This is a genomic window from Pedobacter sp. GW822-FHT03F06, assembly GCF_058801365.1.
Window position 1 is genome coordinate 314317 of the sequence record NZ_JBXANE010000004.1, and the last position, 25052, is coordinate 339368.

At 38.9% G+C, this 25052-nt stretch carries 21 protein-coding genes; 12 read left to right on the forward strand and 9 right to left on the reverse strand.

All coding sequences use genetic code 11. The features are described from left to right. Positions 1–102: 102 nt before the first annotated feature. Positions 103–414, forward strand: a complete 312-nt coding sequence (locus AC1RJ8_RS09070) for a hypothetical protein (RefSeq protein WP_426329788.1) — start codon at positions 103–105, stop codon at positions 412–414. Positions 415–468: 54 nt separating this feature from the next. On the opposite strand, the gene AC1RJ8_RS09075 is transcribed toward AC1RJ8_RS09070, so the two are convergent. Both AC1RJ8_RS09075 and AC1RJ8_RS09080 read right to left on the reverse strand, forming a co-directional pair. Continuing rightward, positions 469–1293 (reverse strand): ion transporter, encoded by an 825-nt coding sequence (locus AC1RJ8_RS09075; protein WP_492953395.1) that lies wholly within the window; start codon positions 1291–1293, stop codon positions 469–471. Between the two features lie 32 nt (positions 1294–1325). Further along, entirely contained in the window at positions 1326–2177 is an 852-nt protein-coding gene (locus tag AC1RJ8_RS09080; RefSeq protein ID WP_492953394.1) for an SDR family oxidoreductase, read from the reverse strand. 194 nt (positions 2178–2371) lie between these two features. Here AC1RJ8_RS09080 and AC1RJ8_RS09085 point away from each other — a divergent pair, with 194 nt between their 5' ends. Then, positions 2372–3721 (forward strand): alpha-L-fucosidase, encoded by a 1350-nt coding sequence (locus AC1RJ8_RS09085; protein WP_492953393.1) that lies wholly within the window; start codon positions 2372–2374, stop codon positions 3719–3721. A 199-nt stretch (positions 3722–3920) separates the two neighbouring features. Here AC1RJ8_RS09085 and cobA read toward each other — a convergent pair whose 3' ends face one another. Next, positions 3921–4685, reverse strand: coding sequence for a uroporphyrinogen-III C-methyltransferase (gene cobA, locus AC1RJ8_RS09090; RefSeq protein ID WP_492953392.1), 765 nt, complete (start codon positions 4683–4685; stop codon positions 3921–3923). 252 nt (positions 4686–4937) lie between these two features. Between cobA and nirB the strand changes: the two genes are divergently transcribed. The 7 genes from nirB to AC1RJ8_RS09125 all read left to right on the forward strand — a co-directional run bounded on the left by nirB (position 4938) and on the right by AC1RJ8_RS09125 (position 15574). Then, positions 4938–7451, forward strand: a complete 2514-nt coding sequence (gene nirB / locus AC1RJ8_RS09095) for a nitrite reductase large subunit NirB (RefSeq protein ID WP_492953391.1) — start codon at positions 4938–4940, stop codon at positions 7449–7451. A gap of 36 nt (positions 7452–7487) precedes the next feature. Continuing rightward, on the forward strand, positions 7488–7835 hold the full coding sequence (gene nirD / locus AC1RJ8_RS09100) for a nitrite reductase small subunit NirD (RefSeq protein ID WP_057934647.1): 348 nt from the start codon (positions 7488–7490) through the stop codon (positions 7833–7835). A 60-nt stretch (positions 7836–7895) separates the two neighbouring features. Then, on the forward strand, positions 7896–8291 hold the full coding sequence (locus AC1RJ8_RS09105; RefSeq protein WP_440822041.1) for a hypothetical protein: 396 nt from the start codon (positions 7896–7898) through the stop codon (positions 8289–8291). 38 nt (positions 8292–8329) lie between these two features. Beyond that, positions 8330–9697, forward strand: coding sequence for an MFS transporter (locus AC1RJ8_RS09110; RefSeq protein WP_492953390.1), 1368 nt, complete (start codon positions 8330–8332; stop codon positions 9695–9697). A gap of 42 nt (positions 9698–9739) precedes the next feature. Next, the gene (locus AC1RJ8_RS09115; RefSeq protein ID WP_492953389.1) at positions 9740–13291 is read left to right on the forward strand and encodes a molybdopterin-dependent oxidoreductase; all 3552 of its coding nucleotides are present in this window, start codon (positions 9740–9742) and stop codon (positions 13289–13291) included. Between the two features lie 294 nt (positions 13292–13585). Next, the gene (locus AC1RJ8_RS09120) at positions 13586–14089 is read left to right on the forward strand and encodes a nitrate reductase associated protein (RefSeq protein WP_492953636.1); all 504 of its coding nucleotides are present in this window, start codon (positions 13586–13588) and stop codon (positions 14087–14089) included. A gap of 3 nt (positions 14090–14092) precedes the next feature. Then, positions 14093–15574, forward strand: a complete 1482-nt coding sequence (locus AC1RJ8_RS09125) for a rubredoxin (protein ID WP_492953388.1) — start codon at positions 14093–14095, stop codon at positions 15572–15574. Between the two features lie 257 nt (positions 15575–15831). On the opposite strand, the gene AC1RJ8_RS09130 is transcribed toward AC1RJ8_RS09125, so the two are convergent. Beyond that, complete coding sequence (locus AC1RJ8_RS09130) at positions 15832–16416, reverse strand: molybdenum cofactor guanylyltransferase (protein WP_492953387.1); 585 nt, start codon at positions 16414–16416, stop codon at positions 15832–15834. A gap of 126 nt (positions 16417–16542) precedes the next feature. Next, positions 16543–17226: a Crp/Fnr family transcriptional regulator gene (locus AC1RJ8_RS09135; RefSeq protein WP_492953386.1), complete on the reverse strand. Its 684-nt coding sequence runs from the start codon at positions 17224–17226 to the stop codon at positions 16543–16545. Positions 17227–17424: 198 nt separating this feature from the next. On the opposite strand from AC1RJ8_RS09135, the gene AC1RJ8_RS09140 reads away from it, so the two are divergent. After that, complete coding sequence (locus AC1RJ8_RS09140; protein ID WP_492953385.1) at positions 17425–17625, forward strand: hypothetical protein; 201 nt, start codon at positions 17425–17427, stop codon at positions 17623–17625. 161 nt (positions 17626–17786) lie between these two features. On the opposite strand, the gene AC1RJ8_RS09145 is transcribed toward AC1RJ8_RS09140, so the two are convergent. The 3 genes from AC1RJ8_RS09145 to AC1RJ8_RS09155 are packed head-to-tail and all read right to left on the reverse strand — an operon-like array spanning position 17787 to position 22761. After that, complete coding sequence (locus AC1RJ8_RS09145) at positions 17787–19085, reverse strand: PepSY-associated TM helix domain-containing protein (protein WP_492953384.1); 1299 nt, start codon at positions 19083–19085, stop codon at positions 17787–17789. A 40-nt stretch (positions 19086–19125) separates the two neighbouring features. After that, entirely contained in the window at positions 19126–20373 is a 1248-nt protein-coding gene (locus tag AC1RJ8_RS09150) for a DUF4374 domain-containing protein (protein ID WP_492953383.1), read from the reverse strand. A gap of 30 nt (positions 20374–20403) precedes the next feature. Next, positions 20404–22761 (reverse strand): TonB-dependent receptor, encoded by a 2358-nt coding sequence (locus AC1RJ8_RS09155; protein WP_492953382.1) that lies wholly within the window; start codon positions 22759–22761, stop codon positions 20404–20406. A 271-nt stretch (positions 22762–23032) separates the two neighbouring features. Here AC1RJ8_RS09155 and AC1RJ8_RS09160 point away from each other — a divergent pair, with 271 nt between their 5' ends. Then, the gene (locus AC1RJ8_RS09160) at positions 23033–23614 is read left to right on the forward strand and encodes a DUF4142 domain-containing protein (RefSeq protein ID WP_492953381.1); all 582 of its coding nucleotides are present in this window, start codon (positions 23033–23035) and stop codon (positions 23612–23614) included. A gap of 119 nt (positions 23615–23733) precedes the next feature. On the opposite strand, the gene AC1RJ8_RS09165 is transcribed toward AC1RJ8_RS09160, so the two are convergent. Further along, a complete protein-coding gene (locus AC1RJ8_RS09165; protein ID WP_492953380.1) occupies positions 23734–24411 on the reverse strand; it encodes a competence protein CoiA family protein in 678 nt (225 codons plus the stop codon). Between the two features lie 190 nt (positions 24412–24601). Between AC1RJ8_RS09165 and AC1RJ8_RS09170 the strand changes: the two genes are divergently transcribed. Beyond that, complete coding sequence (locus AC1RJ8_RS09170; protein WP_029276033.1) at positions 24602–24820, forward strand: DUF6965 family protein; 219 nt, start codon at positions 24602–24604, stop codon at positions 24818–24820. Positions 24821–25052 lie beyond the last annotated feature (232 nt).

Below are 25052 nucleotides of genomic sequence, written 5' to 3' on the forward strand. Positions count from 1 at the left end.
TATCCATCTTTTAAAAATCTTACAACACCAGTGGTTTAAGATTTAAAATTTTCTCTAAACTTAATCTGATCTGAACCTGTTCTACTATAAAAGACTTTTACTATGGAAAATCTAGAAAACAATCAACCAGAAGAAGAAATTCAAAACATCGAACAGTTCCAGATCAACCGTTCGGAAGGAAATGCGGCAGATGGTCACGCTACTCCTGAGCCATCTGAAGACAATGAATATACAGATGATGAAGTGCAATATGCTGATGGCGAAGGCACACAATTAAATGAGGAAATAGAAGGTCCGGAAGACGAAGAAGATGAGGATGATGAAACAGAAACCGATGACTATAACGAATCGGATATAGAAGAACTGGATAAAGATCCGAATGCATACGATGATGAAGATAGCGAAATGTTATAAGCCAATTTATTTCCGTTATATAAAGATGCCAGGTTAATAATTATCTGGCATTTTTTATTTAAACAAAGAAGACCCACAATATTTACAAAACAAGGCATCGCTATCATGCCCCTCCCTACTACAGCTCGGACAAGATTCTGGTAATTCTTTTTTCTGCCTGGCCGCAACAGCAATATCGTGGGTAATGATCCCGGTAGGAACAGCGATAATGGCATAACCGATCAGCATCACTACAGAGGCCACAAACTTACCCAATGGCGTGATGGGCGAAATATCACCGTAACCAACGGTTGTTATGGTAACGATGGCCCAATAAATGCTTTCGGGGATGTTCGAAAATCCATTTTCGCGCTTTTCTACCAAATACATAATGGAGCCAAGAATTACAGTGATGGTTAAAACGGTTAACAGGAATATGCTGATTTTTCTTACACTGTTTTTTAACGCCTGGGTTAAAAAATTAATCTCTGTTAAAAAATGTCCGAGTTTGAATATTCTGAAAACACGAAGTAGCCTTAGTGCCCTAAAAACCAGTAAAGATTGCGCGCCAATAAAAAAGATGCTCAAGTAAGACGGTAACAATGCAATCAGATCGATAATGCCTAATGGACTGATCACATAACTGATCGGCTTTCTGATACTCACCAATCTTAAAATATATTCGACTGTGAAAAGCGCAGCGAAAATCCATTCCATAACATTAAACAGTTTGCCATATTGCTGATGGATACCAATGACGCTATCGAGCATTACCACAATAATACTAGAAAATATGGCAATCAATAAACCGACATCAAATGCCTTACCTGCAGGTGTATTCGATTCGTAAATAACTTCATGAAGCTTAAAACGCCAATCTTTAGGTGGATCTGATGCCATGGAAATGGTTTAATTTTATTAAAGGTAAGAAATTAACCGTTTACCACTTCTCCACCATTTACATGGATTACCTGTCCGGTGATAAATGAAGCATCGTCTGAAGCCAGGAATACATAAGATGGTGCAAGTTCTGAGGGCTGACCTGCTCTTTCCATGGCTGTTTCAGCTCCAAATGACTTAATCTTTTTTTCATCAAAAGTGGATACGATAAGTGGTGTCCACACGGGTCCGGGTGCTACTGCGTTTACCCGAATACCTGTTTTGGCTAAATTTGTAGCGAGCGAACGTGTAAAAGAAGTTATTGCGCCTTTTGTTGAAGAGTAATCGATCAGATTTGGCGAAGAACGATAAGCCGTTACCGAAGTGGTATTGATAATGGTATCGCCTGCGTGGAAATGCTCCAACACCTCATGTGCAAAGTAAAAATAACCAAATATGTTTGTACGGAAGGTATCTTCCAACTGTTTATCGTCGATCTTTTTTGGATCTTTTTGCGGAACCTGCATGCCAGCATTATTTACCAAAATATTGATCTTTCCAAACTTTTTAACCGTTGTTTCTACTGCTTTTCTGCAAAATGAAGGCTTTTTAACATCCCCTTTAATCAATAAACAATTTTTACCTTCAGCCTCAACCATTTTCTGGGTTTCTTTTGCATCAATATCCTCATCCAGATAAACAATAGCTACATTGGCACCTTCCCTTGCAAAATGAACTGCTACTGAACGACCAATGCCGCTATCTCCACCGGTAATCAGTGCAACCTTATCATTCAGTTTCCCCGCTCCCTTATAGTCTGCTTTAATTACTTCAGGCCTTGGATTCATCTTTGCCTCTATCCCTGGTTGTTTGTTTTGTTTGGCAGGAGTTTTTTGAGTTTTCATTGTTTCTTTTGTCAAATTAAGTTTCACAACACCGTCAATTAAACAAGAATACTACCTTCAAAGTTTTAAGAACCTCAACCTTGCCCGTTAAAACTTAAACCAATTTAACTTAATATTTTGCTCATATTCCACCATTTTACAAGGATATACCTCAGTAAATTAGCACATTATATACTAACCAAAAGAAACCGAAAATGAGAAAAACAATTTTATCAGCTTTGTTCATACTGGGCTTAACCTTACCTGGCCTTGCTCAAAAACGATTGGGCAATGAAACCGCTGCCCAAAAAACGAAAAGAATGGAATGGTGGACTGATGCACGCTTCGGCATGTTTATCCATTGGGGCCTATATGCTCTGCCAGCCCGTCATGAGTGGGTAAGAAATTATGAGCATATTACCAATGAAAACTATCAGAAATACTTCGATCAGTTTAATCCCGATTTATTTAACCCTAAAAAATGGGCCAGAGAAGCTAAAGAAGCAGGTATGAAATATGCTGTGTTAACCACTAAACACCATGAGGGTTTTACTTTATTTGATAGTAAATTCACTGATTATAAGGCAACCAATACACAAGCCAAAAGAGATTTGGTTAAAGAATTTGTTGAGGCTTTCCGTGCCGAGGGTATAAAAGTAGGCTTTTATTATTCGCTGATTGATTGGCACCACCCTGATTTTCCTGTTGATAGGTACCATCCTTTAAGGCCTGATAAGGACCATGAGGATCAGTATGCGGTATTAAATAAAAACAGGGATATAACCAAATACCGCAAGTACCTATACGATCAGGTAACTGAGTTACTTACTAAATATGGCAAAATCGACATTCTTTGGGCAGATTTCTCTTATCCGGGAAAAGATGGTAAAGGTCGTGATGATTGGGGTTCGGTAGCATTACTGAAGCAGATTAGAAAGCTGCAGCCACAGATTATTGTAGATAACCGCCTGGATCTTAATGATTATGAAGATGGTACAGATTTCGAAACACCTGAACAGGTTAGTCCGAAGGAATTAGAAAAATACCGCGGCAAAATTTGGGAAACCTGCCAAACCTTTTCAGGCTCGTGGGGCTACCACAGAGATGAAAACACCTGGAAAAGCAACAGGAAGTTATTAGATCTGTTGATTACTTCAGTAGCCAATGGAGGAAATTTATTGTTAAATGTTGGGCCCACCGCGCGTGGCGAGTTTGATAACAGAGCAAATATTGCTTTAGATAGTCTAGGCCTTTGGATGCACGCCAATTCGAAATCCATTTACCACTGTACTTTCGCTCCAACCGAATTTAAAGCGCTTGAAGGAGTAAAACTCACTTACAATAACGACACCAAAAAACTGTATGTGCATTTGTTCGAATATCCAAATACAGGCTACATTACACTGGATGGATATAAAGACAAGGCAAAATACGCGCAGTTTTTACATGACAACTCTGAAATACAGATTGATGCCCAAAAATCGACCGGTAATACCCTGGTATTAAAACTACCAAAGAAAAAACCTGACTTCGAAATCCCAGTAATCGAATTGACCTTAAATTAATCTACCCATATTAATTATTGGCCTGCAAGTTAAACCTTGTGGGCTTTTTTTTGATAAGGTTTAGACAGTAATCTATTTGGCTGACGATTAAGATTTAAGGGAGTTAAGATTTTAGTTATCGCATATGCAATCAACTGTGAATCTATAAACTATTAACCAATGCAGTAATGATCAGGGACAAATGAACTAATGAACCCTTCTACGCTGATAAAAGTTCTCCTTGATTTAAGTTCGCATAAGCTTTAGCCTGCACTACATTACCTATAATAATAATAGCAGGATAAGTTAAGCCAGCTTGTTCAGCAGATTCCTGTAAATTTTGCACTGAACATACCACTTGTTTTTGGTTTGGCAGGGTAGCATGCTGAATAACTGCCGCAGGCATATTACCCAGGCCTGCATCACAATAAGCTTTAGAGATTTCGCCAACTTTTTTCATACCCATATATATAACAACTGTAGCCGAACTTTTCATGGCGCACTTTAAATCATTGGTTAAACTTCCGTCTTTCTTGGTTCCGGTAAGTATCCATACGCTTTCGCTAATGCCACGGTGTGTTAAAGGAACATCAATAAAACCTGCACCCTGCATACTACTTATCCCTGGAATATAATGACATTTGATGCCCCTGGCCTCTGCATAAATCAATTCTTCGAAGCCTCTGCCAAAAATAAAAGGATCTCCGCCCTTTAAACGCACCACTACCTGATAATTTTGGGCATTTTCGACAATTAATTCATTTATTTTCTCTTGTGGCGTGTATTTTCCATAAGGTTGTTTACCAACATAGATCATTTTGCAACTTTTCGGTGCAATTTCCAGCAATTTCTCATTACTTAAGTTATCATATAGAATAACTTCTGCTCTTTTTAGCACATTAAAAGCTTTCATAGTGATCAATTCAGGATCTCCAGGACCTCCACCCATTATAAAAAGTCCAAAATCGTCAGTTTTTTGATTCATAATTTTAATGATTTAACTATTTAAACATAAAAGTGATGAAAATTTATTAAAAAATTAAATTTTTTATGATAAAAATCACACAATAACAACTTTTAATTGAATTATAATCTATATTTGAATATCAAAAATCATATAAATATAAAAAAATGTATTTTTGAATGGATTATTATCAAGAAAAAACAACAAAACAAATAATTCGAAACAAAAAACAACCAACAGAAACCAACAAAACACAAAATACCTTTAAGATTTATGAAAGAACCACAAATAATCGTAATAGGAAATGGAATGGTGGGATATAAATTCTGCGAAAAGCTGAGATCAAAAACCTCTTCTTTTAATCTTATCGTTTTTGGCGAAGAACCCCGCAGAGCTTATGACCGCGTTCATTTAAGTGAATATTTTAACGGAAAAACAGCAGATGATCTTTCTCTTTCAACTGAAAACTGGTATCAAGAGCAAAACATTACACTTTTCTTAAATAATCCAATCGTTAAAATAGATCGCGAACTTCAGAAAGTTTACACCGCCAATGGCCTTGATTATCATTACGATATTCTTGTATTTGCAACCGGCTCTGGTGCTTTCGTTCCCAATATCCCTGGTATCGAGAAAGAAGGTGTTTTTGTTTACCGTACCATTGAAGATCTTGACCTGATTAGCGGTTATGCCAAAAAAGCCAAAACAGCGTCAGTTATCGGCGGTGGCTTACTCGGATTGGAAGCTGCCAAAGCATTAATAGATCTGGGTATCGAAAAAACGAGCATTATCGAATTTGCACCGCGTTTAATGCCAAGACAAATTGACGCTGCAGGTAGCGATATGCTTAAATCTAAACTCGCAGATCTTGGTTTACAGATCTACTTAAATAAAAACACGACAAGTATTGAAGGTGATGGCCGTATTACCGCACTAAAGTTTAGTGATGATACTGCGTTAGATGTAGATATGCTGGTTATCTCTGCTGGTATAAAACCACGTGATGAACTGGCAAAAGCCTGCGGTATTGAGGTTGGTCCACGGGGTGGTATTGTTGTTGATGAAAAAATGCAGACCAACGATCCAGCTATTTTTGCCATCGGTGAATGCGCTTTGTACGATGGAATGATTTATGGATTAATTGCTCCAGGGTACGAAATGGCCGAAGTGCTGGCTGCAAACCTTTGCGAAGGCGATAAAACCTTCACAGGATTTGACATGAGTACTAAACTGAAGCTGATCGGTATCGATGTAGCCAGTTTTGGTGATAATTTTATTACCGAACCCGACTGCCGCACCATCATCTTCGAAAACAAACATAAAGGCGTTTATAAAAGAATAAATGTTAGTAATGACGGGCAATACCTTTTAGGAGGTATATTAATTGGAGATGCAACAGCTTATAACCTGCTGTTGCAGACCTCTAATAACCGGATTGTATTACCAGAAAACCCTGAAGAACTGATTCTGGGTGCGCGTGGAGGAAGCGAACCTGCTGGCGGAGCCAGAATTACAGGTTTACCTGACGGCGCATTGATCTGTAGCTGTGAAGGTGTTAGCAAGGGTGATATCTGCTCGGCAGTTGCAGATGGCTCTTGCGAAAACATTGATGACTTAAAAAAATGTACCAAAGCAGGCACAGGCTGTGGTGGCTGTTTACCAATGGTTAAAGACTTGATGACATATACCTTAAAATCACAAGGTAAGTATATCAAAAATGTAATTTGCGAACACTTTAACTATAGCCGACAAGAGCTTTTTGACCTTATTCATATCCACGAACTAAAAAGTTACGATGAAGTATTAGATGCCTTAGGCAAAAACGACGGTTGTGAGGTATGTAAACCATTGGTATCATCGATTCTGGCAAGTCTTTGGAATGAAATGATCCTTAAAAAAGGAAATGATGTGGCCCAGGATAGTAACGACCGTTTTCTGGCCAACATTCAAAAAGGCGGCTCATACTCAGTAGTACCAAGGGTTCCGGGTGGCGAAATTACACCCGATAAATTGATCGTAATTGGCGAAGTAGCTAAAAAATATAACCTCTACACCAAAATTACCGGAGGTCAGCGTATTGATATGTTTGGTGCACACCTTAACGATCTTCCTATTATCTGGGAGGAATTAATTGCTGCAGGTTTCGAAAGCGGACATGCTTACGGAAAAGGCTTAAGAACGGTTAAAAGTTGCGTAGGTAGTACCTGGTGCAGATTTGGCCTGCACGACAGCGTGAGTTTCGCCATCCAGATTGAAGAAAGATACAGGGGCATCCGTGCACCACACAAGTTCAAGTCAGCTGTAAGTGGCTGCATCAGAGAATGTGCAGAAGCACAGAGTAAAGACTTTGGCATTATAGCTACCGAAAAAGGCTGGAACTTGTATGTATGTGGTAATGGAGGTAGCAAACCGCAACATGCCCTTTTACTGGCAACAGACTTAGATAGCGAAACCTGCATTAAATATATCGATAGATTTTTAATGTTTTACATCCGCACTGCCGATCCACTTACCCGAACAGCAACCTGGTTGAACAAAATGGAAGGCGGAATAGATTACCTGCGGAATGTGATCATCAACGATAGTTTAGGAATGGCCGCCCAATGGGAAAACGAAATTGAAAACTTAATTGCCTCTTACAAATGCGAATGGAAGGAAGCTGTAGAAAATCCTGCGATCAGAAAACGCTTCTCTCATTTTGTAAATGCGCCAGAAGACAAAGATCCAACCATAGAATTTGTTGAGATGCGCGGACAAAAAAGAACAGCCGAATGGAAAACAGTTTAATCAATAATCTTTACAAAACTTATAAAACCCAAAATCATGAACGAACAATCAAATTGGCTAGCAGCCTGCCGAGTCGAGGATGCCATTGAGAACGGTGGCGTATGCGTAAAACATGGTGAAGATCAGATTGCACTTTTCTATTTCACCAGAAGAAATGAGTGGTACGCCACACAAAATGAATGCCCGCATAAAAAACAGATGGCATTAAGCCGTGGAATGATTGGATCTGCTACCGATGAACCTAAGGTAGCCTGCCCTTTCCACAAAAAAACATTCTCGTTGAGCACTGGTGAATGTTTAAGCGGCGATGAATGCGCAATAAAAACCTATCCTGTAAAGATAGAAAACGGGACTGTTTACATTGGTACAACACCAAAATCTTAACCTGACCCAGTAAGATTTAAACTTTTCCTGATTAAAAAATTTAACCCAAACCAAACCGACATGAAGATTTCTAATTATGTAGCCGCTACAGGCTGCCTTGCACTTACCTTGTTCTTTTTTTCAGCTAAATCGCAAACTAAAGCCGTTTTATTCGATGGCACTATCGTTGCCGGATATGTTGATCACGGCGCTTTTATAAACTGTACAGGCCCGAGCATCAAATTCAGCAAAAAACCTTACACCGTTTTATTGGGATTGTTACCCAGTTTAAGAATTAAAGAAGATAAAGTTGCTGCCGGAGCGCCAAAAAATGCAGCCCTCACCCCTAACCTTGGTTTTGGTTTAACAACAGCCTTTCGCCATGTAGCCTTACAGGTACCGCTATACTACAACCCTAAAACCGCAGTCAAAAATGGCGAATGGAACGTCGGCGTAGGCTTAGGCTATAAATTTTAAAAGAACCCATTTATTTATTTATGCTTAAACAGACCGTTATGACACTAAACTCCATTACTAAACCGCTAGATAAATTAAATATATTTTCGCTCAAAGGTGTTCAGATGAAAACCTTTCACATCACCTGGCTAACTTTTTTCTTTTGCTTTTTCGCCTGGTTCGGCATGGCCCCCTTAATGAAAATTGCAAGAGAACAATTACACCTTACTAAAGATCAGGTGGGCAACATTCAGATTGCATCTGTATCAGCCACCATAATTGCCCGTTTACTCATCGGACGGTTAATTGATAAATTTGGTCCAAAACTCATTTATACCTGGCTTTTGGTATTATGTGCCATTCCGGTACTATTAATCGGAACCAGCCATTCTTATACTTCATTTTTGCTTTTCCGCTTGGCCATTGGCGTAATCGGCGCATCATTTGTAATTACCCAATTCCACACCTCCATTATGTTTGCTTCGAACATTAAAGGAACCGCAAATGCAACAGCAGGTGGCTTTGGTAATGCAGGTGGTGGTGCTGCCAATTTATTTATGCCATTAATTGCATCTGGCATTACCGCTTTGGGCTTTTGTAGCACAGAAGACAGCTGGCGTTATGCTATGATTTTTCCTGGTGTTATGCTTTTGGTCTGTGCTTTTTTATATCACCGTTATACTTTAGATACCCCACAGGGAGATTTTAAGGATTTAAAAGACGAAAACATAAAAAGCACCAAAAACACATTTTTAATCGCCGCAAAAGATTACCGCACCTGGATTTTAACCATTGCTTACGCTGCTTGTTTTGGTGTAGAAATTACTGTAGATAACTTCGCACCGATCTTTTTTACCGATTCATTCGGCGCAACAATTGCCATAGCCGGAATGGTTGCAGGTATTTTTGGCTGGATTAATGTTTTCGCCAGACCGTTGGGCGGAATTGTTGCTGATAAAATCGGCAAAACCTGGGGATTTGATGGCAAAACACTTTTACTTGCGCTGTTACTTTTGATAGAAGGAATCGGTCTGATCTGGTTCGCAAAATCGGGCAATATTGGAATGGCTATTTTTATGATGTTCGTTTTCGGTCTAAGTTTAAAAATGGCCAACGGCGCAACTTACAGCCTTGTTCCTTTCATTAATCCAGTTGCAGTTGGCAGTGTGGCAGGTATTGTAGGTGCTGGTGGAAATATCGGCGCTATGCTTATTGCATTTATGTTTAAAGCCAAAGCTAATCATGCCACTAAAAATGTAATCGAAAACGGGCATACTATCCAAAAAGACCTGATCGATTATACCAGTGCATTTACTTTCCTCGGTTTTATCATTCTCGGAATTGGCATTGCTGTATTTATTTTCAGAACCATTATGGCACAGAAAAGCGCAGAAATAGAAGATCTTGTACTTACACCAAGCAAATAGTCAATACAAAAAGTAAAAATCTACCTACAATACCGTTGATCATTGAAAGAAGAAAAGAATATATCGCTAAATAATACAACAACATGCTGCTATTGCGGCGTAGGTTGCGGTATTGTGGTAAATAAAGATATCCATGAGCGGATAACTGTTGAAGGAGACAAAAGCCACCCTGTAAACAAAGGCATGTTGTGCAGTAAAGGCATGAATCTTCATTACACGGCGAATGACAAAAGCGACAGACTGCTTTACCCCGAGATGCGCTACAACAAAAACATGCCACTCCAAAGGGTAAGCTGGGATACCGCACTGGAAAGAACAGCAGCCGTTTTTAAAGCACTGATTAAAAAACATGGACCCGATAGTGTGGCTTTTTATGCAAGCGGGCAATGTTTAACGGAAGAGTATTATGTAGTAAACAAATTGATTAAAGGTTTTATCGGTAGCAATAATATCGATACCAACAGCCGCTTATGTATGAGCAGTGCGGTTGTTGGTTATAAAATGAGCTTAGGTGAAGATACCGTGCCCATCAGTTACGATGATATTGAAATTGCCGATTGTATTTTTGTTGCGGGCGCAAATCCAGCATGGTGCCATCCTATCCTTTGGCGCCGTGTTGAAGCCGCAAAGCAAAAAAATCCAGACCTAAAAATCATTGTAAGCGACCCTCGAAAAACGCAGACCTGCTCACTTGCCAATGTCCATCTGCAGCTCAATCCGGGCACCGATATTACCCTTCACCACGCCATCGGCAGATGTTTAATTGAAGATGGAAAAATCGATGCTGATTTTATCATCAACAGTACCAATGGTTATGAAAAATACCATGCGGCCGTTTTCAAAACCTCAGTAGCCGAAGCAGCAGTAATTTGTGGCATCGAAGAAAGTGATATCCGCTTGGCTGCATCTTACATTGGCAATGCAAAAGGTTTTATCAGCATGTGGACTATGGGGCTTAACCAAAGTGTGGTAGGTACCAATAAAAATCTTTCATTAATCAACTTAAACCTGATTACCGGCCATATTGGCAAACCTGGGAGCGGACCATTTTCACTCACCGGGCAACCAAATGCCATGGGTGGACGAGAAGTTGGCGGTTTAAGTAATTTATTGCCTGCACACCGTGTTTTAGCTAACGAAAGCCACCGGAATGAGGTCGAAAAATTTTGGCAGATCCCATTGGGTACCATACAATCTAAACCAGGCTTAACCGCAACAGAGATGTTCGATGAACTGAATATCGGAAAGCTCAAAGCGGTATGGATTTTATGCACCAATCCGTTGATCAGTCTGCCAGATGTTCGTTTAGCCGAAGAAGGATTAAAAAAAGCGAAGTTTGTGGTTGTTCAGGACATTAGCAACAAAGTAGAAACCTTAAAATACGCTGACGTAGTTTTACCCGCTGCTGCCTGGGTAGAAAAAGAAGGCACCATGACCAATGCTGGCCGTTACATCTCCTACCTCAGCAAAGTAACAGAAGCACCTGGAGAGGCCTTACCAGATTCGGAAATTATCTGCCGGTTTGCAAAAAAAATGGGCTATCACGGTTTCGATTTCAAAAGCGCTTCCGAAATATACAACGAGCATGCAGCCCTTACCGAAGGAACCAATATCGATATCAGCGGGCTTAATTACGAGATTTTAAAAGAAAAAAGAGCCGTTCAATGGCCTTACCCGAAGCAAGAAAAGGCGTTCGGAACAGCCAGGTTATTTACCGATCATCAGTTTTATACACCAGATAAAAAAGCCAATATTTTATCATTTGATGATCAAAACCAATCGGAAGCTCTAACGCCGGAACATCCATTGATTTTAACCACCGGAAGAATCAGAGATCAATGGCATACCCGAAGCAAAACAGGCAAGGTAAATAAACTGAACCAGCATATTAGCGAATCTTTTTTAGAGATTAACCCGATTGATGCCGAAGCTAGGAACATTAAGGACAACGATATTATTGAAATTTCCAGTTTACGTGGAAATGTTCGTGTAAAAGCAAAATTTTCGGAAGATATTAAACCTGGTGTGGTTTTTATGCCGATGCATTGGGGCAAAATCTTAAAAAGCGATCTAAACCGGGTGAATAACCTCACCAATAACCTGGTTGACCCACAAAGCAAAGAACCCGATTTTAAATTTAGTGCTATAGAAGTAAAACTACATCAAAAATCCCGGCAAAAGATCATTGTTATTGGTGCTGGCGCTGGTGCCTGTGGTTTTGTTAAAAGTTACAGGGCTTTAAATACCGAAGATGATATTGAGATCTTTAGCAAAGAGAATTTCCCTTTTTATAACAGGGTACTTCTCCCCGACTATATTATTGGCACTTTACCCTGGCATAACCTCATTAAAATGAGCGACAGTGAGGAAAACGATTATAGAATTAAATTGCACCGTGGGTTAGGTATCGAAAAAATAAACAAAGAAAACAAAACCGTTACCGATAGTAATGGAGAAACCCACCATTACGATGTTCTGCTCCTGGCCACCGGAAGCAGGGCTTTTATGCTTAAAGATATCCCGAAACTAAACGGCATATTTACCATGCGCAGCCGTAATGATGCCGACAGTTTTAAAAAACATGTGGATACCACAAATGGGAAAGTAGTAATTGTTGGGGGCGGTTTATTGGGAATCGAATTGGCTACATCTTTAGCTGAAACAGGATCAAAAGTGACGATTATCCAACGGATATCGAGATTAATGGGTCGCCAGCTGGATGCATTGGGCAGTCAATTACTACATGAAGAACTGATAAGCAAGGGCATTGAGGTTTTTTACAATGATGAAGTAGACCGGATTATCGGAGAAAAAAGCATTTCGGGCATCCGTTTAAAAAGTGGTTTATTGATCGATTGCGAATCTTTGGTGATCGCCATAGGCACCGTTCCGAATACCGAACTGATTAAAGAAGCAGGTATAGAATGTAAAAGAGGTGTTGTAGTTGATGAGTACCTGAGAACCAACGAAAAAGACATTTATGCCATTGGCGAAATTGCCGAATTTAAAGGTCAGATGTATGGCATTACCGCAGCTGCAGAACAACAGGCCGAAATAGTAGCGAGATTTCTTTGCGGAGATATTGCTAAATTTTACCAGGGCAGCCTGCTCATGAATATCCTTAAAATGCACAGTTTAGAGCTCTGTTCATTAGGGTTGGCCGAAATACCGAACAATGACCCTACTTATGAGGAAATTGTTTTTATAGATAAAGCCAAACGTTACTACAAAAAATGCATTGTACACAGCGATAAGCTGGTTGGGGCCATATTAATCGGCGATAAAAGTGAGTTTTTGGAGTTCCGTAACCTGATCGAAAACAAAATGGAGTTGAGCGAAAAGCGGCTTCAATTGTTAAGAAGTGGCAAAACAACCGAACCTATTATAGGCAAAACCGTATGTAGCTGCAACAGTGTTGGCGAAGGAAACCTGATCAACAAAATTAAAGATGGCTGTAAAGATCATTTGCAGCTTTGCCAGCTCACAGGTGCCGGAATGGGTTGTGGTAGCTGCAGACCTGAGGTGAAAGCCATATTAGATTCTTTTGTAAATGTATTAAAAACGGAACCTAAGCAGGTTTTAGTAGAGAAATGATAGATTTCTGCAGTTAGTGATCCCTTGCAGTCAGTTTTAAGAAAAAGATAAAGGGCTTCTGATGACAGGTTTTTCTAGGGAGCTCGTCATTGCGAGAAGGCTTTTTCAGCCGACGAAGCAATCTTTATCGTAGGTTGGAAAGATTGCCTCGTCGTTCCTCCTAGCAATGAAGATCGATTTTTGAAAATTGTTATTAGTAAACGACCAGGAATCGTAATACAATAAGCTTTAAGATTCCCGCCTCCGCGGTAATGACGACAGATTGCTAAAGAACATTTAAAATTAAACAAAGTGATGAAAGTAAAAATGGAGCCTTCAGAATTTGAAAACCTTAAAGGGATTGAATATTTTAAGTTCGAAGAAGATTTTATTGAAGAAAATGTGCGCTGCATCCCCATGATCGTGCGTTTTAAAATGGATGCAGCAGGAATAAAACTAAAATTGGCAGAATGGAGCAAATTTCATCCATCAGAAAGAATCCAATTGGCTTTACTACCGGTTTCAACTCAGGAACAAACAGATAAGTACCATCAATTTCTGATTGGCCTGATTACCAAATATACCGGAAATCAAGCTACCACATTGGCAATCGACCCCCTGCCCGATTGGGGAAACTTACATCAAATCCCTACGATGCTAAAAGAAAAGGCCACAGAATTAGCATTACAGCTCTCCATAAACCAGTGGCGAAAACTCACTAATATCCAAAGGTTTGCGCTTTTAAAATTATGCAGACCAGGGCATGAAAACAAAAACTTTCCAAAGGCAGTAGTAGAATTTGGACTTCTAAATAGCTAAACCATGTATCAAACCATCATCATTAACTTTCCAGGCGGAATCATATCACCGGGCAACCTGTATAACATCTTGGTTGCAGCTACAAAAGCACGGATCCAATATGTTCGTTTTGGCCTCCGCCAGCAGTTATTGATTGATACCACAACCTACAATATTGCCATATTTACAGGTGAAATGGACAAGCTTGGGATCGATTATGAAGTAGATACCAATAATTTTCCGAATATTATCAGCTCTTATCCTGCTGAAGAGATTTTTATCCGCAAAACCTGGCTTACTGAAGGCGTATACAAAGATGTTTTAGACGACATCGACTTTAAACCTTCCGTTAAAGTCAATATCTGCGATAGCGATCAAAGTTTTACGCCCATGTTAACGGGTAATATCAACTGGATTGCCTCTTCACAATCCGAACATTATTGGCACTTGATTATCCGGTTTCCAAAAACAAATGTAACCTATGAATGGAATCAGCTTTGTTACACCAACCATATTGCGCAGGTTACCAAAGTACTGGAGGGTATTATCAAAAACAATCAGTCACAGTTTGTAGATAATCCACAAGCCAATGGTGAAGAACTCTTTTCATTTTTAGATCAGGACAATTTCATTCTTAAGCCTGCTGAAAACACCGTATCGCTATCTTCATTTAACCTACCTTATTACGAAGGCTTAAACCGTTATAACAACAAATATTGGTTGGGAATCTATAGGCGTGATGAATTGTTCAGCATTCCATTTTTAAAGAAACTCTGCCAGCTTTGTTTAGATACCAAACTTGGTCAGCTGTGCTGTACCTCCTGGAAAACCATTATTATAAAAGGAATTGATGAAAAAGATAAAAACCTTTGGAATGGCCTGCTCGAAGAATTTGAGATCAATATGCGGCATGCGGCCAACGAACTTAACTTTCAGGTGGAAGACAATTGTAACGAGGGCTTAGCGTTAAAAAATTTCCTTGTTAAACATTTAAGCATTGATGATACCAGGACCTTTGGAATCTGCTTTGGCATTAAAACACGCAAAAAAAGTGAGGTTTTCAGTAGTATCCTGATCCAAAAACGCCACTTGATTAATATATTGGGTTTAAAAATACTCCCCGTTTACGATATCCTTTGTGCTAAGGATTTTAACCCCAACGAGCGTACCGGCGAAATTTTCAGCAGGAGTAATCCTAGTTTTTTATTACCGGAACAAGTAAGGCGTTCGATATTTAAGTTTTACAAATACCGTTTAAATGCGATAAAAACCGGTAATCAGAAACTGCACTTTCAACCTGAAGAAACAATAAAAAAAGACGGCGAGTTTTTATACCAGTGTAACAATTGTTTAACGGTGTACAACGAGCGCATTGGCGAAATTGAAAACAGCATTAACCCAGGTACGGCATTTAAAGATTTACCTGAAGGTTATTGTTGCGTGCTTTGTGAAGGAGAAAAAGACAATTTCACTAAGATTGATCAATCGGCATTACAGCTTTTGTAAATCTGAATTTGATGACTTATATTGACTGTTTAAGTTCAATGTTAGGTTAGTGTGGCCGTCACCCTGAACCGAGCCTTAGCGAGCTCACCGAAGGTAATTTATTTTACTAGCAGTTTTTATATTATTAAAGGCCTAATAGCTACTTCGTGGTCAGGGCCTTTCCTGCCAAAAACAATGCTAAAAAAGTTCAGCATGACGATGAGATTTAAGAATAACCTGAAATCTTCAATCTTTACAACTCACTTGTCGAGCGCCGATTATAAGCCATTTATTTCGGCATGGGAGTTAAAATTACTGAAATAACGATAATCCTGGTCTTCAAGGGCAATTTCGCAAACCCGCAAATTACTTAAAACGTATTTCATGCTGTGTTTGGCCAAACCATTTGTTTGCAGCAGCTGTACAATTTTTTTCAAACCTTCCGATTTATAAATTCCACATAAAGGCTCCTGCTGATCATCTTTGGTGAAAATATAAGCCTGGAAAGCGTCATCAGCCTTAAACGAATGCATTAGCTTTTCCAACAACCTGGTTTCCATCAACAACATATCGCAGGCCAATAAGAAAAGATCCTCTTCAGGATTTGATAAGTGAGTAGAAAGCACCCCTAATGATGGCCCTTTGATATCAAGCGAAGGATTGTCGATAATCAATTGCTCATTCCCGAAATAACTCGCATAAGTTTCTTGCTGCGATGGATTAACTGAGAATTTTACCTGGAGATCGAGCGCACTTAATTTGTCAGCCGCCACCTGCGCCCATAGTTTATCCTGATGGCTGAGCAAAGCTTTGTCAGAGCCCATCCGTAAACTCTGCCCTCCACATAAAACGATTCCTAACATATAATATCAATAATTAAAAAACTATTTATCAGTTAAGCCGAGCGAAATATATGTTTTGAAAAGACACTTCGACTACGCTCAGTGTAACAACAACGAATTTTAAATAATTAAAATTATAAACCTTAATTATTTACTACTCAAATCTGTTAGTCCGGCCTCGTTTAAAATACCAATTTGCTTTCCTTTCACAATTATTAACTTTTCTGTTAACAGCTCGTTCATGGTCCTAAAAACGGTTTCATAAGTGGCACCGGTAAAAGCGGCCAGATCCTGACGGCTTAGTGCTAAATTTAAAAATCCTTCGGCATCTAATCCAAACTGATCTCTCAATCCTAAAATAGCCACGGCAAGCCTTCCTTTAACCGACATTAAAGCTAAATTACGCATTTTCTTTTCCGAGGCGTGCAACTCGTCGGCATAAAACATTAATAAACCGTAGGCAAATTCCTGGTTTACTTTTATCGTGGATTTAAAAAAATCGATATCTACAAAACAAAGTTTAGTGGTTTCTAAAGCAGTTGCCGATATTGGATAAGTAGAAATACTGCTGCTGATTCCCCTATGTCCAATGATGGCTCCGTCGTTAGCAAAACGTAAAATCAATTCTTTATCGCCCCATTGTTTATGCACTTTTACATTGCCCGAAGTAACAAAATAAACACCACTAACCGGGTCGCCCTCTTTAATTATTACTTCCCCTTTTTTAGCGATAAAATTTCGTTTATGGCTCTCGATAGCAGGGTGCCACTCTTTTAGTGTGAGTTGGCACATAAAACAGGTTTTAAGATCGCAGGTATTATTTTTCTTCATCTTTTATTGGAGATCTTGGGTAAAAATAGCAAATCATTGCACAATTATCTGGTATCGTAAGCAAATTCGGTGATTCTTCACTATTGTTGAAAATTTCACAAGAATAAAACTCACTGAAAGAGAACACATAACGTTTTTTACAGGCATTCTTATCGCAAAGAAGTTTAAAGATATGCCATCAAATCATAATTTTGCGTTATGGCAAATACAAACGTTAGAAAATCAATCCAGAATAAGATCGAATCATTAGGCAAGGAAATTGAAAACCTACAGGCAGAATTAAAAAGATGGGAAAAAATTGCATCCGATTATGAAACCAACTCGGAAAGCATTGATTTGATTTTATCGATACAATTACCTGAAAAACCAGAACCAAAAACTAAAAAGGTAAAATTGTAAGGCATTTAAACGAAAAAAACCGAGCAATGTCCGGTTTTTTTCGTTTAATAAAATCGTCGTCATCTCGACTGAAGCTTAGCTGAACGGAGAGATCTATCTCGAGATAGATTTAGCTTCGCTGAGCACTACGTGGTTCTCGACTTCGCTCGAAATGACGAACTTTAGAAAACTTCTTCCACTTTTTTTACCGGAATTTTAGCGCTCGGCTTAAAACCAGCAGGCTTATTATTGCCTTCGGTTAAAACGGGCGCCTTTTTTGCCGCTTTCTTCTTGAATTTCCTACCATACCAGATTAGAAAGCCAGTTATAGGTAAACTTGCCCCTATTAGTGACGCTAAAAAAGCCATCACTTTACCAGGGAAACCCAAAATACTCCCAACATGGATATCGTAATTCATTTTGCGAAGTTTACCACCAAAACCAGCCGCTTCATAAGCAATGGAATAAACACCTTCGCGTTTAAATTCTTTTAAAGTATGCTGATCGAAGGTATACCCTTGGTTATTGTAAAACTGACCTGTATTGGGATAAACCGTAATGTTGATCGTGGCTTTTGCTTTTGAAGTATCGGGGAAATTATAGTAAAAACCCTGCGATTTTGGATGACGGCGAATTACTTTTTGCCAGGCCAGATCCATCGCTTTTTGTGGCGTATAGAATTTTCCAACAGCTAAAGAATCTGATTCCAAACGTTGGAAATCGCCTAATTTATCCCCACCAGAGGTTACCCAATATAAACCTTCGCTGTACCATTTAATGCCATAAACCATTCCTGTCAAGGCGATAAAAAGCAAAAAGATTAAAGAATAAAAGCCCAGTACATTGTGTAAATCGAGATTTACCCTTTTAAATGAAGCACCCCATTTAATTTTGAAACTCTTATCGCGGGTTGATTTGTTCCATTTTTTAGGATACCACCAGATTAATCCCGTAATCAACAAAACCACAAATATCATGGTTCCATAGTTTACAATTGGTCTTCCGATGGCATAAGGTAACCACAAGAAACGGTGACCGTTGAGGATAAACCTAAAAAAATCGACCTCTCCTTTTTTATGTACCACTTTACTGATTACCTCTCCTGTATAAGGATTAATTTTTAAAATGGTTCCTCCTCCGCGCCGTCCTTCATCCTTTTTTCCCCTTAAGTTTAAACTGATCGCCCTTCCCTGTTGGTATTGTGCATACGAAGGAATCTTTTCCGGATAAAGCTTAAACGCAATTGCACCCAGTTGCGATGGTGTAATCACAGGTTTATCCTGCTTTTCAATTTTGGTCTCAGGCTCCAATAAACCTGTAATTTCTTCATTAAAAACCCAGATACAGCCGGTTATACAAACAATAAGAACAATGACGCCCGATATTAGGCCGAGCCAGAGGTGAAGCCATTTATTGATGCTGTTAAACAGCGAATCTTTATTTTTTTTCTTTACTGGAGTAGTTCTATTTACCGTTGCCATTGTTCTGTCTTGCTTAGTTTTTTGAGATGATAATTTGTTGTTATTTTAAATGCTGAACGGCAGTGATTATTCCGCCCTCTACTTTTAAGCCTCTTGTAGCCGTTGCTGTAGCAGCATCAATTTTATACACGTAGCTTGTACCATCACTTAAATTGAAGCCCAGGTAAGCCAACTTTCCATCTTTTGGCGTATAGTTATTTGTAGTGATGCTAGAGATAGCAGTTTCGGCAGGAAGCCCGGTAACTTTTTTGAAGGTTTTATCAACTACATTTAATACGCCTATGGTTTTACCTACTGTGTAAGCGCCTTTGTTGGCTTTTAATATCGCATTTACAATGAAATTATTACCACCGATATAAATCCAATTGGTAATTACATAACCACCGGATACAGATTCAAAATCTAGAAAATAAGTTAAATCGAATTCGGTTGTGCCTGCTTTGATTTTGGTAATTGCTGAAGGTTTGGTAGAGGTTATTTTCGAATCGGTAAGCACATCAGTGGTTTCAGTATTATCGTCAACAGCTACTGAGCTCGAGAATGCATAAACGTCTCCATTTTCTACTACGCCCAACCCATCAGTAAAATACCTTCCGATAAAACTTGTACGGTCATCTTTAATTACTTTCTCTAATTTCATTTCTGGATAAGAATAAACGGCTATCCAGGCGGTGTTAGGATATTTTGTCCAGAACCTGCTGCCGTTGATACAGAAAAACGGCGCATACACTTTATTTCCTACCTGTTTAATCCAGCTGAAGTGCGCGATTTCTCCATTATCTGCAGGAGCTGTGGCATCTAATGTTCCTTCTCCGGAGATTAAAAGGCTATTGGTATTTACTTTATACCAGCTTGCTGTTGGAGCAGCTAAATTTCTCGGGATTTTAATCAATAACAGATCGTCGTTAACTGGCGCAAAAGCCTGAACGGTTTCAGTCTGAAAATTAGAAACCTTATTTAGTTTGCCGGCTAAAATATTGTAGGTAGTTACCGCACCTGGATTTCCCTGCCCGTAAAGCATGCTGAAAAACTTATTGTTGTGCGTAACATAATAGCGATAAGTTCCATCTTGTTCTACTCCGTTTCCAGCGGTAGAGATTGTGCCTTTATCCAGATCACTGGCAGTAAGCAAATAATCGGCAACACCTGTAGAAGCTACTGGCGTAACGGCGAGGATAAAGTTTCCTGGATTTTCCGGAACACTTTCGCCTTCTTCTTTTTTCGAACACGAGGTTAGTACTGCAGCGAAAGCTAAAGCTATAAACGCTTTGGTAAAGTTTGTTTTCATATTACTTTTTTTATGTATTAATTATTGATTTTAATTGATGAAATACCTCAGGTTTAGGTAGAAAGCCCTACCTGGTTTTTGAAGGCTAAAGTTGTCGAAGAGGTCAGCATTGGTGATATTTTTGGCTTCAAATCCAATATTGTAGCGACCTTGTTTTAAGCTGTAAACGAAGTTTAAATCGTGATTGAACTGCTGTGGAATCACCTTTTTATCTCCAACTGCGCCCTGACTTGGCCAGTACAACCAAAAAGCATGCACATACAACAAGTTATAACCAATAGATAAATTATTGCCTTTACGGCCCAGATCTTTTAATGAAACCGAAACATCTCCATTGCCATATAGGTATGGAATATTAGGCATCTGATCCAGGTATACATTGCTTACATTGGTGAATTTTTCGCCCGTACTTGGATTAACTTCATATTTCTGAAGATTTTTGAGATTCTGATAGGTAACTGTGGTACCAACACTTAACCAATTTTTATACGAATACCTGATTTCGGCATCACCACCTATTGTTCTTACCCCATCGCGGTTATCGGCAACAAGTTTCGATTGATTTTGGTTCAATCTGTTATAGATAAAATTGGTCGCATTGCGGTAAATACCATTGGCCGTAAAAGAGAAATTATGTTCCCGGTTAATAGAAAAGCCGTAGCTAAGGCCTAAATTAAAATTGTTGCTTTTTTCCGGCTTTAAGCTTGGGTTGGCATCCTGGTTTTCTACATCACCAAAAATCTCCTGAGCCTCAGGCATACGGTTGGTAAGCTCGTATGAAGCTTTTAACTGCGTGTTCCGGTTAATAAAATAAGTAGCTGCAGCGCCATAACCCAACCTATCGATACTATTTTTACCGGCAGTGCTGCCACTTCCGTTAACATTGCCCTGATTGATATATTTCCCGAAAACTGTTGCGCTCCATCGGTCTTTTACATCGAAATTATAACCTAGCCCCAAAACATTTTTATTGGTCTTCTTTGGCCTTTCGTAATCTGCATTGGTAGGATTTAATTCATCGCTCCCTTTTCGGTTAAAAGTGGTAAATACATTACTTACCGCTACCGATTGATTGTCGTCTATTTTGTAGTTCAACATGGTTGTTGCCAAGCCATTGTTGTTTTTGTATTTGTACAAACTCCTGGAGCGTTCGCCATTCGTTCCATTCGGTTTACTGTTTCCGTACCAGTCGTACCGAACGTTTAAAGTATCTATATTCTGCTCGTTACCTAAATTGTAGTTTGCATTAATGGTTACATCTAAACCTTTGATCAGGTTTTCTTTCTTATATTTTAAGGTGGGCATTAAGATGTTACCCCTACGGTGCCAGCCTCCGAAAACCGAAACCATCCTGGCACCGGTTTGTATTTCTTTATAATTCTGACCAACAGTAATCCCAAACAAAAGTTTATCGGCATAACTTTTATCCACCACGCCCACATTTGCGATTAAAGTTTCATTGTGATATTTATCGTTAAATCTCCTTAAAGATGCGATAGGCGCATAAGCTCCGGTGTAAATATCAGAAGCTTCTACATTTACCCTATAATCATTGTCCGAATAATTCTGAAAGGCATTTAATTGAAAGGTTAGCCCATTTGCTGAAGTAGCCGCTGCATTGATTACACTTCTATGTGTATTAAATGATCCGAATGAATAAGAGACGTCAACGTAATTGCGGTAACGATCGCCAGTTACAATGTTGATTGCACCGCCTAAGGCATCAGAGCCCAGCCACATGGGTACCACACCTTTATACACTTCGATCCTATCGGCAATGTTGATGGGAATATTGTTGATCTGAAACGATGATCCAAAATTATCCATCGGGATACCATCAATAAAATACCTCACGTGATTACCTGAAAAACCATTTAAAGAAAGGTTAAAGTTTGAGCCAACCCCTCCCGACTCCCTTACCCTAATGCCCGCTACCCGATCTAAAGCACCAGAAATATCAAGAGTTGTATTGTAAAGTTTCTTGGCATCAACTGAAGTTACATTAAAAGCCTGCCGGTTAACTTCCTGATTGGCCGTTCTCCCAATTACATTAACGGTTTCCATCTCTTCAGAAGATTCTGACAAGTTGAAGTTTAAATTTCCAATCTGACCATCAGCAACATTGATTTCCTTTTTCTGTGTTTTAAAACCAATTGCAGATACCTGTATGGTATATTTTCCCAGAGGAATATTGGAGAGTTTAAAATTTCCACTTTGGTCTGTTGATGTACCATAATTGGTTTTGTGGATTTTAATGGTAGCCCCGGGAAGAGGATTTCCATCATTGGATTTGATTTGCCCCGAGATGCTCAACAATCGGTTTTGGGCAGAAGTAAAAATTACACAGGCACATAGCATGCCCAATAGCAAAATTTTCTTAATTTGCATGGCTTTTAATGGAGATTAAAGGTGAGCCGGATTTCCGGTTTAGCCACACGGGTCCGAACCGTGTGGCATTTTTATTTTCGGCAAATATAGCCTCTATTTAGATCAAGTCCAAATAAGAATTAGTAAATCTTAAACCTGATCCATCGCTTCTACCACCATAACCGGCTTACTCAGCTGAGCATCTGGCCTTTACTACACCCGATTATTTTAAAAGCTTAAAACCCTTTTAGTTTAAAACATGTTTAAGTAGATACAACAAAAAACAAAGTATATGAAAAAGTTAATCTATTTATTGGCCATTTCTGCATTAGCATTCCAAGCCTGCAGCGGAGGAAATAAGGATGCCAAAGAAAGTGCCGACAGTTTAAACATGGCTAAAAACAGTTCTACTAATGCGGTTGCCACCGGTGGAATTGCAGTAGATGAAGCTGATGCGAAGTTTACTACCCAAGCAGCGGTTGGGGGGATGGCTGAAGTAGAACTAGGAAAACTGGCCCTCGAAAAAAGCAGTAATCCGCAGGTTAAAGAATTTGCAACCATGATGGTAAAAGACCACGGCATGGCAAACACCGAATTAATGGCCATTGCAAAACAAAAAAACATTACCCTACCAAGCACTGTAGACGATGAGCACAAGAAAAAAATGGATGACCTGAGTAAAAAAACAGGTGCAGATTTTGACAAAGCTTATGTTGATGCCATGGTAAATGGCCATAAATCTACGCTAAAATTAATGGAAGATGAATTAAGAGATGCTAAAGATGCAGATCTTAAGGCATTTGCCACTAAAACAGCACCAATAGTTCAAAGCCATTTGGTGATGATCAACAAAATTAACGACAGTATGAAATAATGCAGTTAGCGTATTAAATTTCTTAAGATAAAGGGATTTAATACGCTACTTTTTCTTTCACTTTTGACTTCTCCTGATCTTATCCTTAATTACCGAATTTATTTTTTCGAAGGTCATAATTAAAGCTCTGGAGGGGTATGCCAATCGATAAAAGTTTTCCTACTTAACATTTTCAGGTATGGATAATTTCCGTTTAATTGTTTACGCTGCTTTAGCTCATATAAAAAATGCCCTCCCAAGTCTACAATTATTTTTGCGGTAGCTAAATACCATACACTATGTGGCTGTTTCCAACAAAAAGAATAAAGGTTTGAGGTAAGCTTAATACCCTGAAGTTCAGGATGATAAAAATTAAGTATTTTTGGATTGTGCAGCCCCTGCATTACCTCTGATTTCCTAACCATCGAAAGGTGATCGGAATGACAAAATTCATAATCCTTGAGCTTTGGATCATCCACATCAGGCAAATGTTTCAATATTTTAAATCCCTTAAATTTTTTGCCATTCAATACCCATACTAAATTTGGATAAAATGCCTCTCTGCTATTAAGCTCGGCCAATGTGATCGGAGAATTTTGAAATTCGATGGTATAACCGGATGGGGTAAATACATCAGCACGATGGATATCGGCATTGGCTGCATCATAAAAAGCAACTTCTCTAAATGATGGCGGGAAAGCCAATTTCCAATCCCGGTGCCACGCAGTCTCTTTTCGGCAATATTCTTTTTTAAGTGATGAAATACCCTGAATCACATCTGAACGGGAGATATCTCTTTTTATTTCACTATTGTTCATGCTCTTTCAATGCGATTAGAATACTAAAACAATTATTAGGGAAAACAAATTTAAACTAAAATTCTTAGCAAAGGAATAAATTTGAGATAAACGGACAATTTTAAAAATCATTATGATTGACCATTAGGCAGATACCACCTGCTAAAAAAATTATTTCGATCTGCTCAAAATAGAATGATAACTTTGCGGTATGACCATCCAAGAAATACAGCAGTTAGAAGATTTTTTTACTCAGGCCGGAAAACAAGAGGTTCCAATTTATCTGAATCAGGCTACCGTAATTACCGATTATGCCCATTTTCTGGAAAGTCATTTTATGCCTTTAAAGCTTAATCCTGATGCAAAAGTGAACCTGCCACTTATACACAGGCTAAAAATGTTAAAGTTATTGATTGAATCAAATGCGTAAAAATGATTCAATTTAGCTGTTACAGCTTCGCCATTGGCAAGAAGGGGCTAATTTGAATCGCAACATAAGTAATCGAAACACTCACTATCTATTAAACTGGTTCCTGACATCTAATTCATACCCTTCCTATTTATGGCTGTCGAAATAGCCGACTCCGGTTTTCTAATCAGGCAATTAAAAACTTAACCTCTTTTAGTTTTTAAAATAGATATTTCCAACTATATTGGGCGCA

Excerpts from the sequence above, each read along its gene's own strand:
- AC1RJ8_RS09070 (WP_426329788.1), top strand. The coding sequence starts at position 103 with ATGGAAAATCTAGAAAACAATCAACCAGAAGAAGAAATTCAAAACATC.
- AC1RJ8_RS09075 (WP_492953395.1), bottom strand. The coding sequence starts at position 1,293 with ATGGCATCAGATCCACCTAAAGATTGGCGTTTTAAGCTTCATGAAGTT.
- AC1RJ8_RS09080 (WP_492953394.1), bottom strand. The coding sequence starts at position 2,177 with ATGAAAACTCAAAAAACTCCTGCCAAACAAAACAAACAACCAGGGATA.
- AC1RJ8_RS09085 (WP_492953393.1), top strand. The coding sequence starts at position 2,372 with ATGAGAAAAACAATTTTATCAGCTTTGTTCATACTGGGCTTAACCTTA.
- cobA (WP_492953392.1), bottom strand. The coding sequence starts at position 4,685 with ATGAATCAAAAAACTGACGATTTTGGACTTTTTATAATGGGTGGAGGT.
- nirB (WP_492953391.1), top strand. The coding sequence starts at position 4,938 with ATGAAAGAACCACAAATAATCGTAATAGGAAATGGAATGGTGGGATAT.
- nirD (WP_057934647.1), top strand. The coding sequence starts at position 7,488 with ATGAACGAACAATCAAATTGGCTAGCAGCCTGCCGAGTCGAGGATGCC.
- AC1RJ8_RS09105 (WP_440822041.1), top strand. The coding sequence starts at position 7,896 with ATGAAGATTTCTAATTATGTAGCCGCTACAGGCTGCCTTGCACTTACC.
- AC1RJ8_RS09110 (WP_492953390.1), top strand. The coding sequence starts at position 8,330 with ATGACACTAAACTCCATTACTAAACCGCTAGATAAATTAAATATATTT.
- AC1RJ8_RS09120 (WP_492953636.1), top strand. The coding sequence starts at position 13,586 with ATGAAAGTAAAAATGGAGCCTTCAGAATTTGAAAACCTTAAAGGGATT.
- AC1RJ8_RS09125 (WP_492953388.1), top strand. The coding sequence starts at position 14,093 with ATGTATCAAACCATCATCATTAACTTTCCAGGCGGAATCATATCACCG.
- AC1RJ8_RS09130 (WP_492953387.1), bottom strand. The coding sequence starts at position 16,416 with ATGTTAGGAATCGTTTTATGTGGAGGGCAGAGTTTACGGATGGGCTCT.
- AC1RJ8_RS09135 (WP_492953386.1), bottom strand. The coding sequence starts at position 17,226 with ATGAAGAAAAATAATACCTGCGATCTTAAAACCTGTTTTATGTGCCAA.
- AC1RJ8_RS09140 (WP_492953385.1), top strand. The coding sequence starts at position 17,425 with ATGGCAAATACAAACGTTAGAAAATCAATCCAGAATAAGATCGAATCA.
- AC1RJ8_RS09145 (WP_492953384.1), bottom strand. The coding sequence starts at position 19,085 with ATGGCAACGGTAAATAGAACTACTCCAGTAAAGAAAAAAAATAAAGAT.
- AC1RJ8_RS09150 (WP_492953383.1), bottom strand. The coding sequence starts at position 20,373 with ATGAAAACAAACTTTACCAAAGCGTTTATAGCTTTAGCTTTCGCTGCA.
- AC1RJ8_RS09155 (WP_492953382.1), bottom strand. The coding sequence starts at position 22,761 with ATGCAAATTAAGAAAATTTTGCTATTGGGCATGCTATGTGCCTGTGTA.
- AC1RJ8_RS09160 (WP_492953381.1), top strand. The coding sequence starts at position 23,033 with ATGAAAAAGTTAATCTATTTATTGGCCATTTCTGCATTAGCATTCCAA.
- AC1RJ8_RS09165 (WP_492953380.1), bottom strand. The coding sequence starts at position 24,411 with ATGAACAATAGTGAAATAAAAAGAGATATCTCCCGTTCAGATGTGATT.
- AC1RJ8_RS09170 (WP_029276033.1), top strand. The coding sequence starts at position 24,602 with ATGACCATCCAAGAAATACAGCAGTTAGAAGATTTTTTTACTCAGGCC.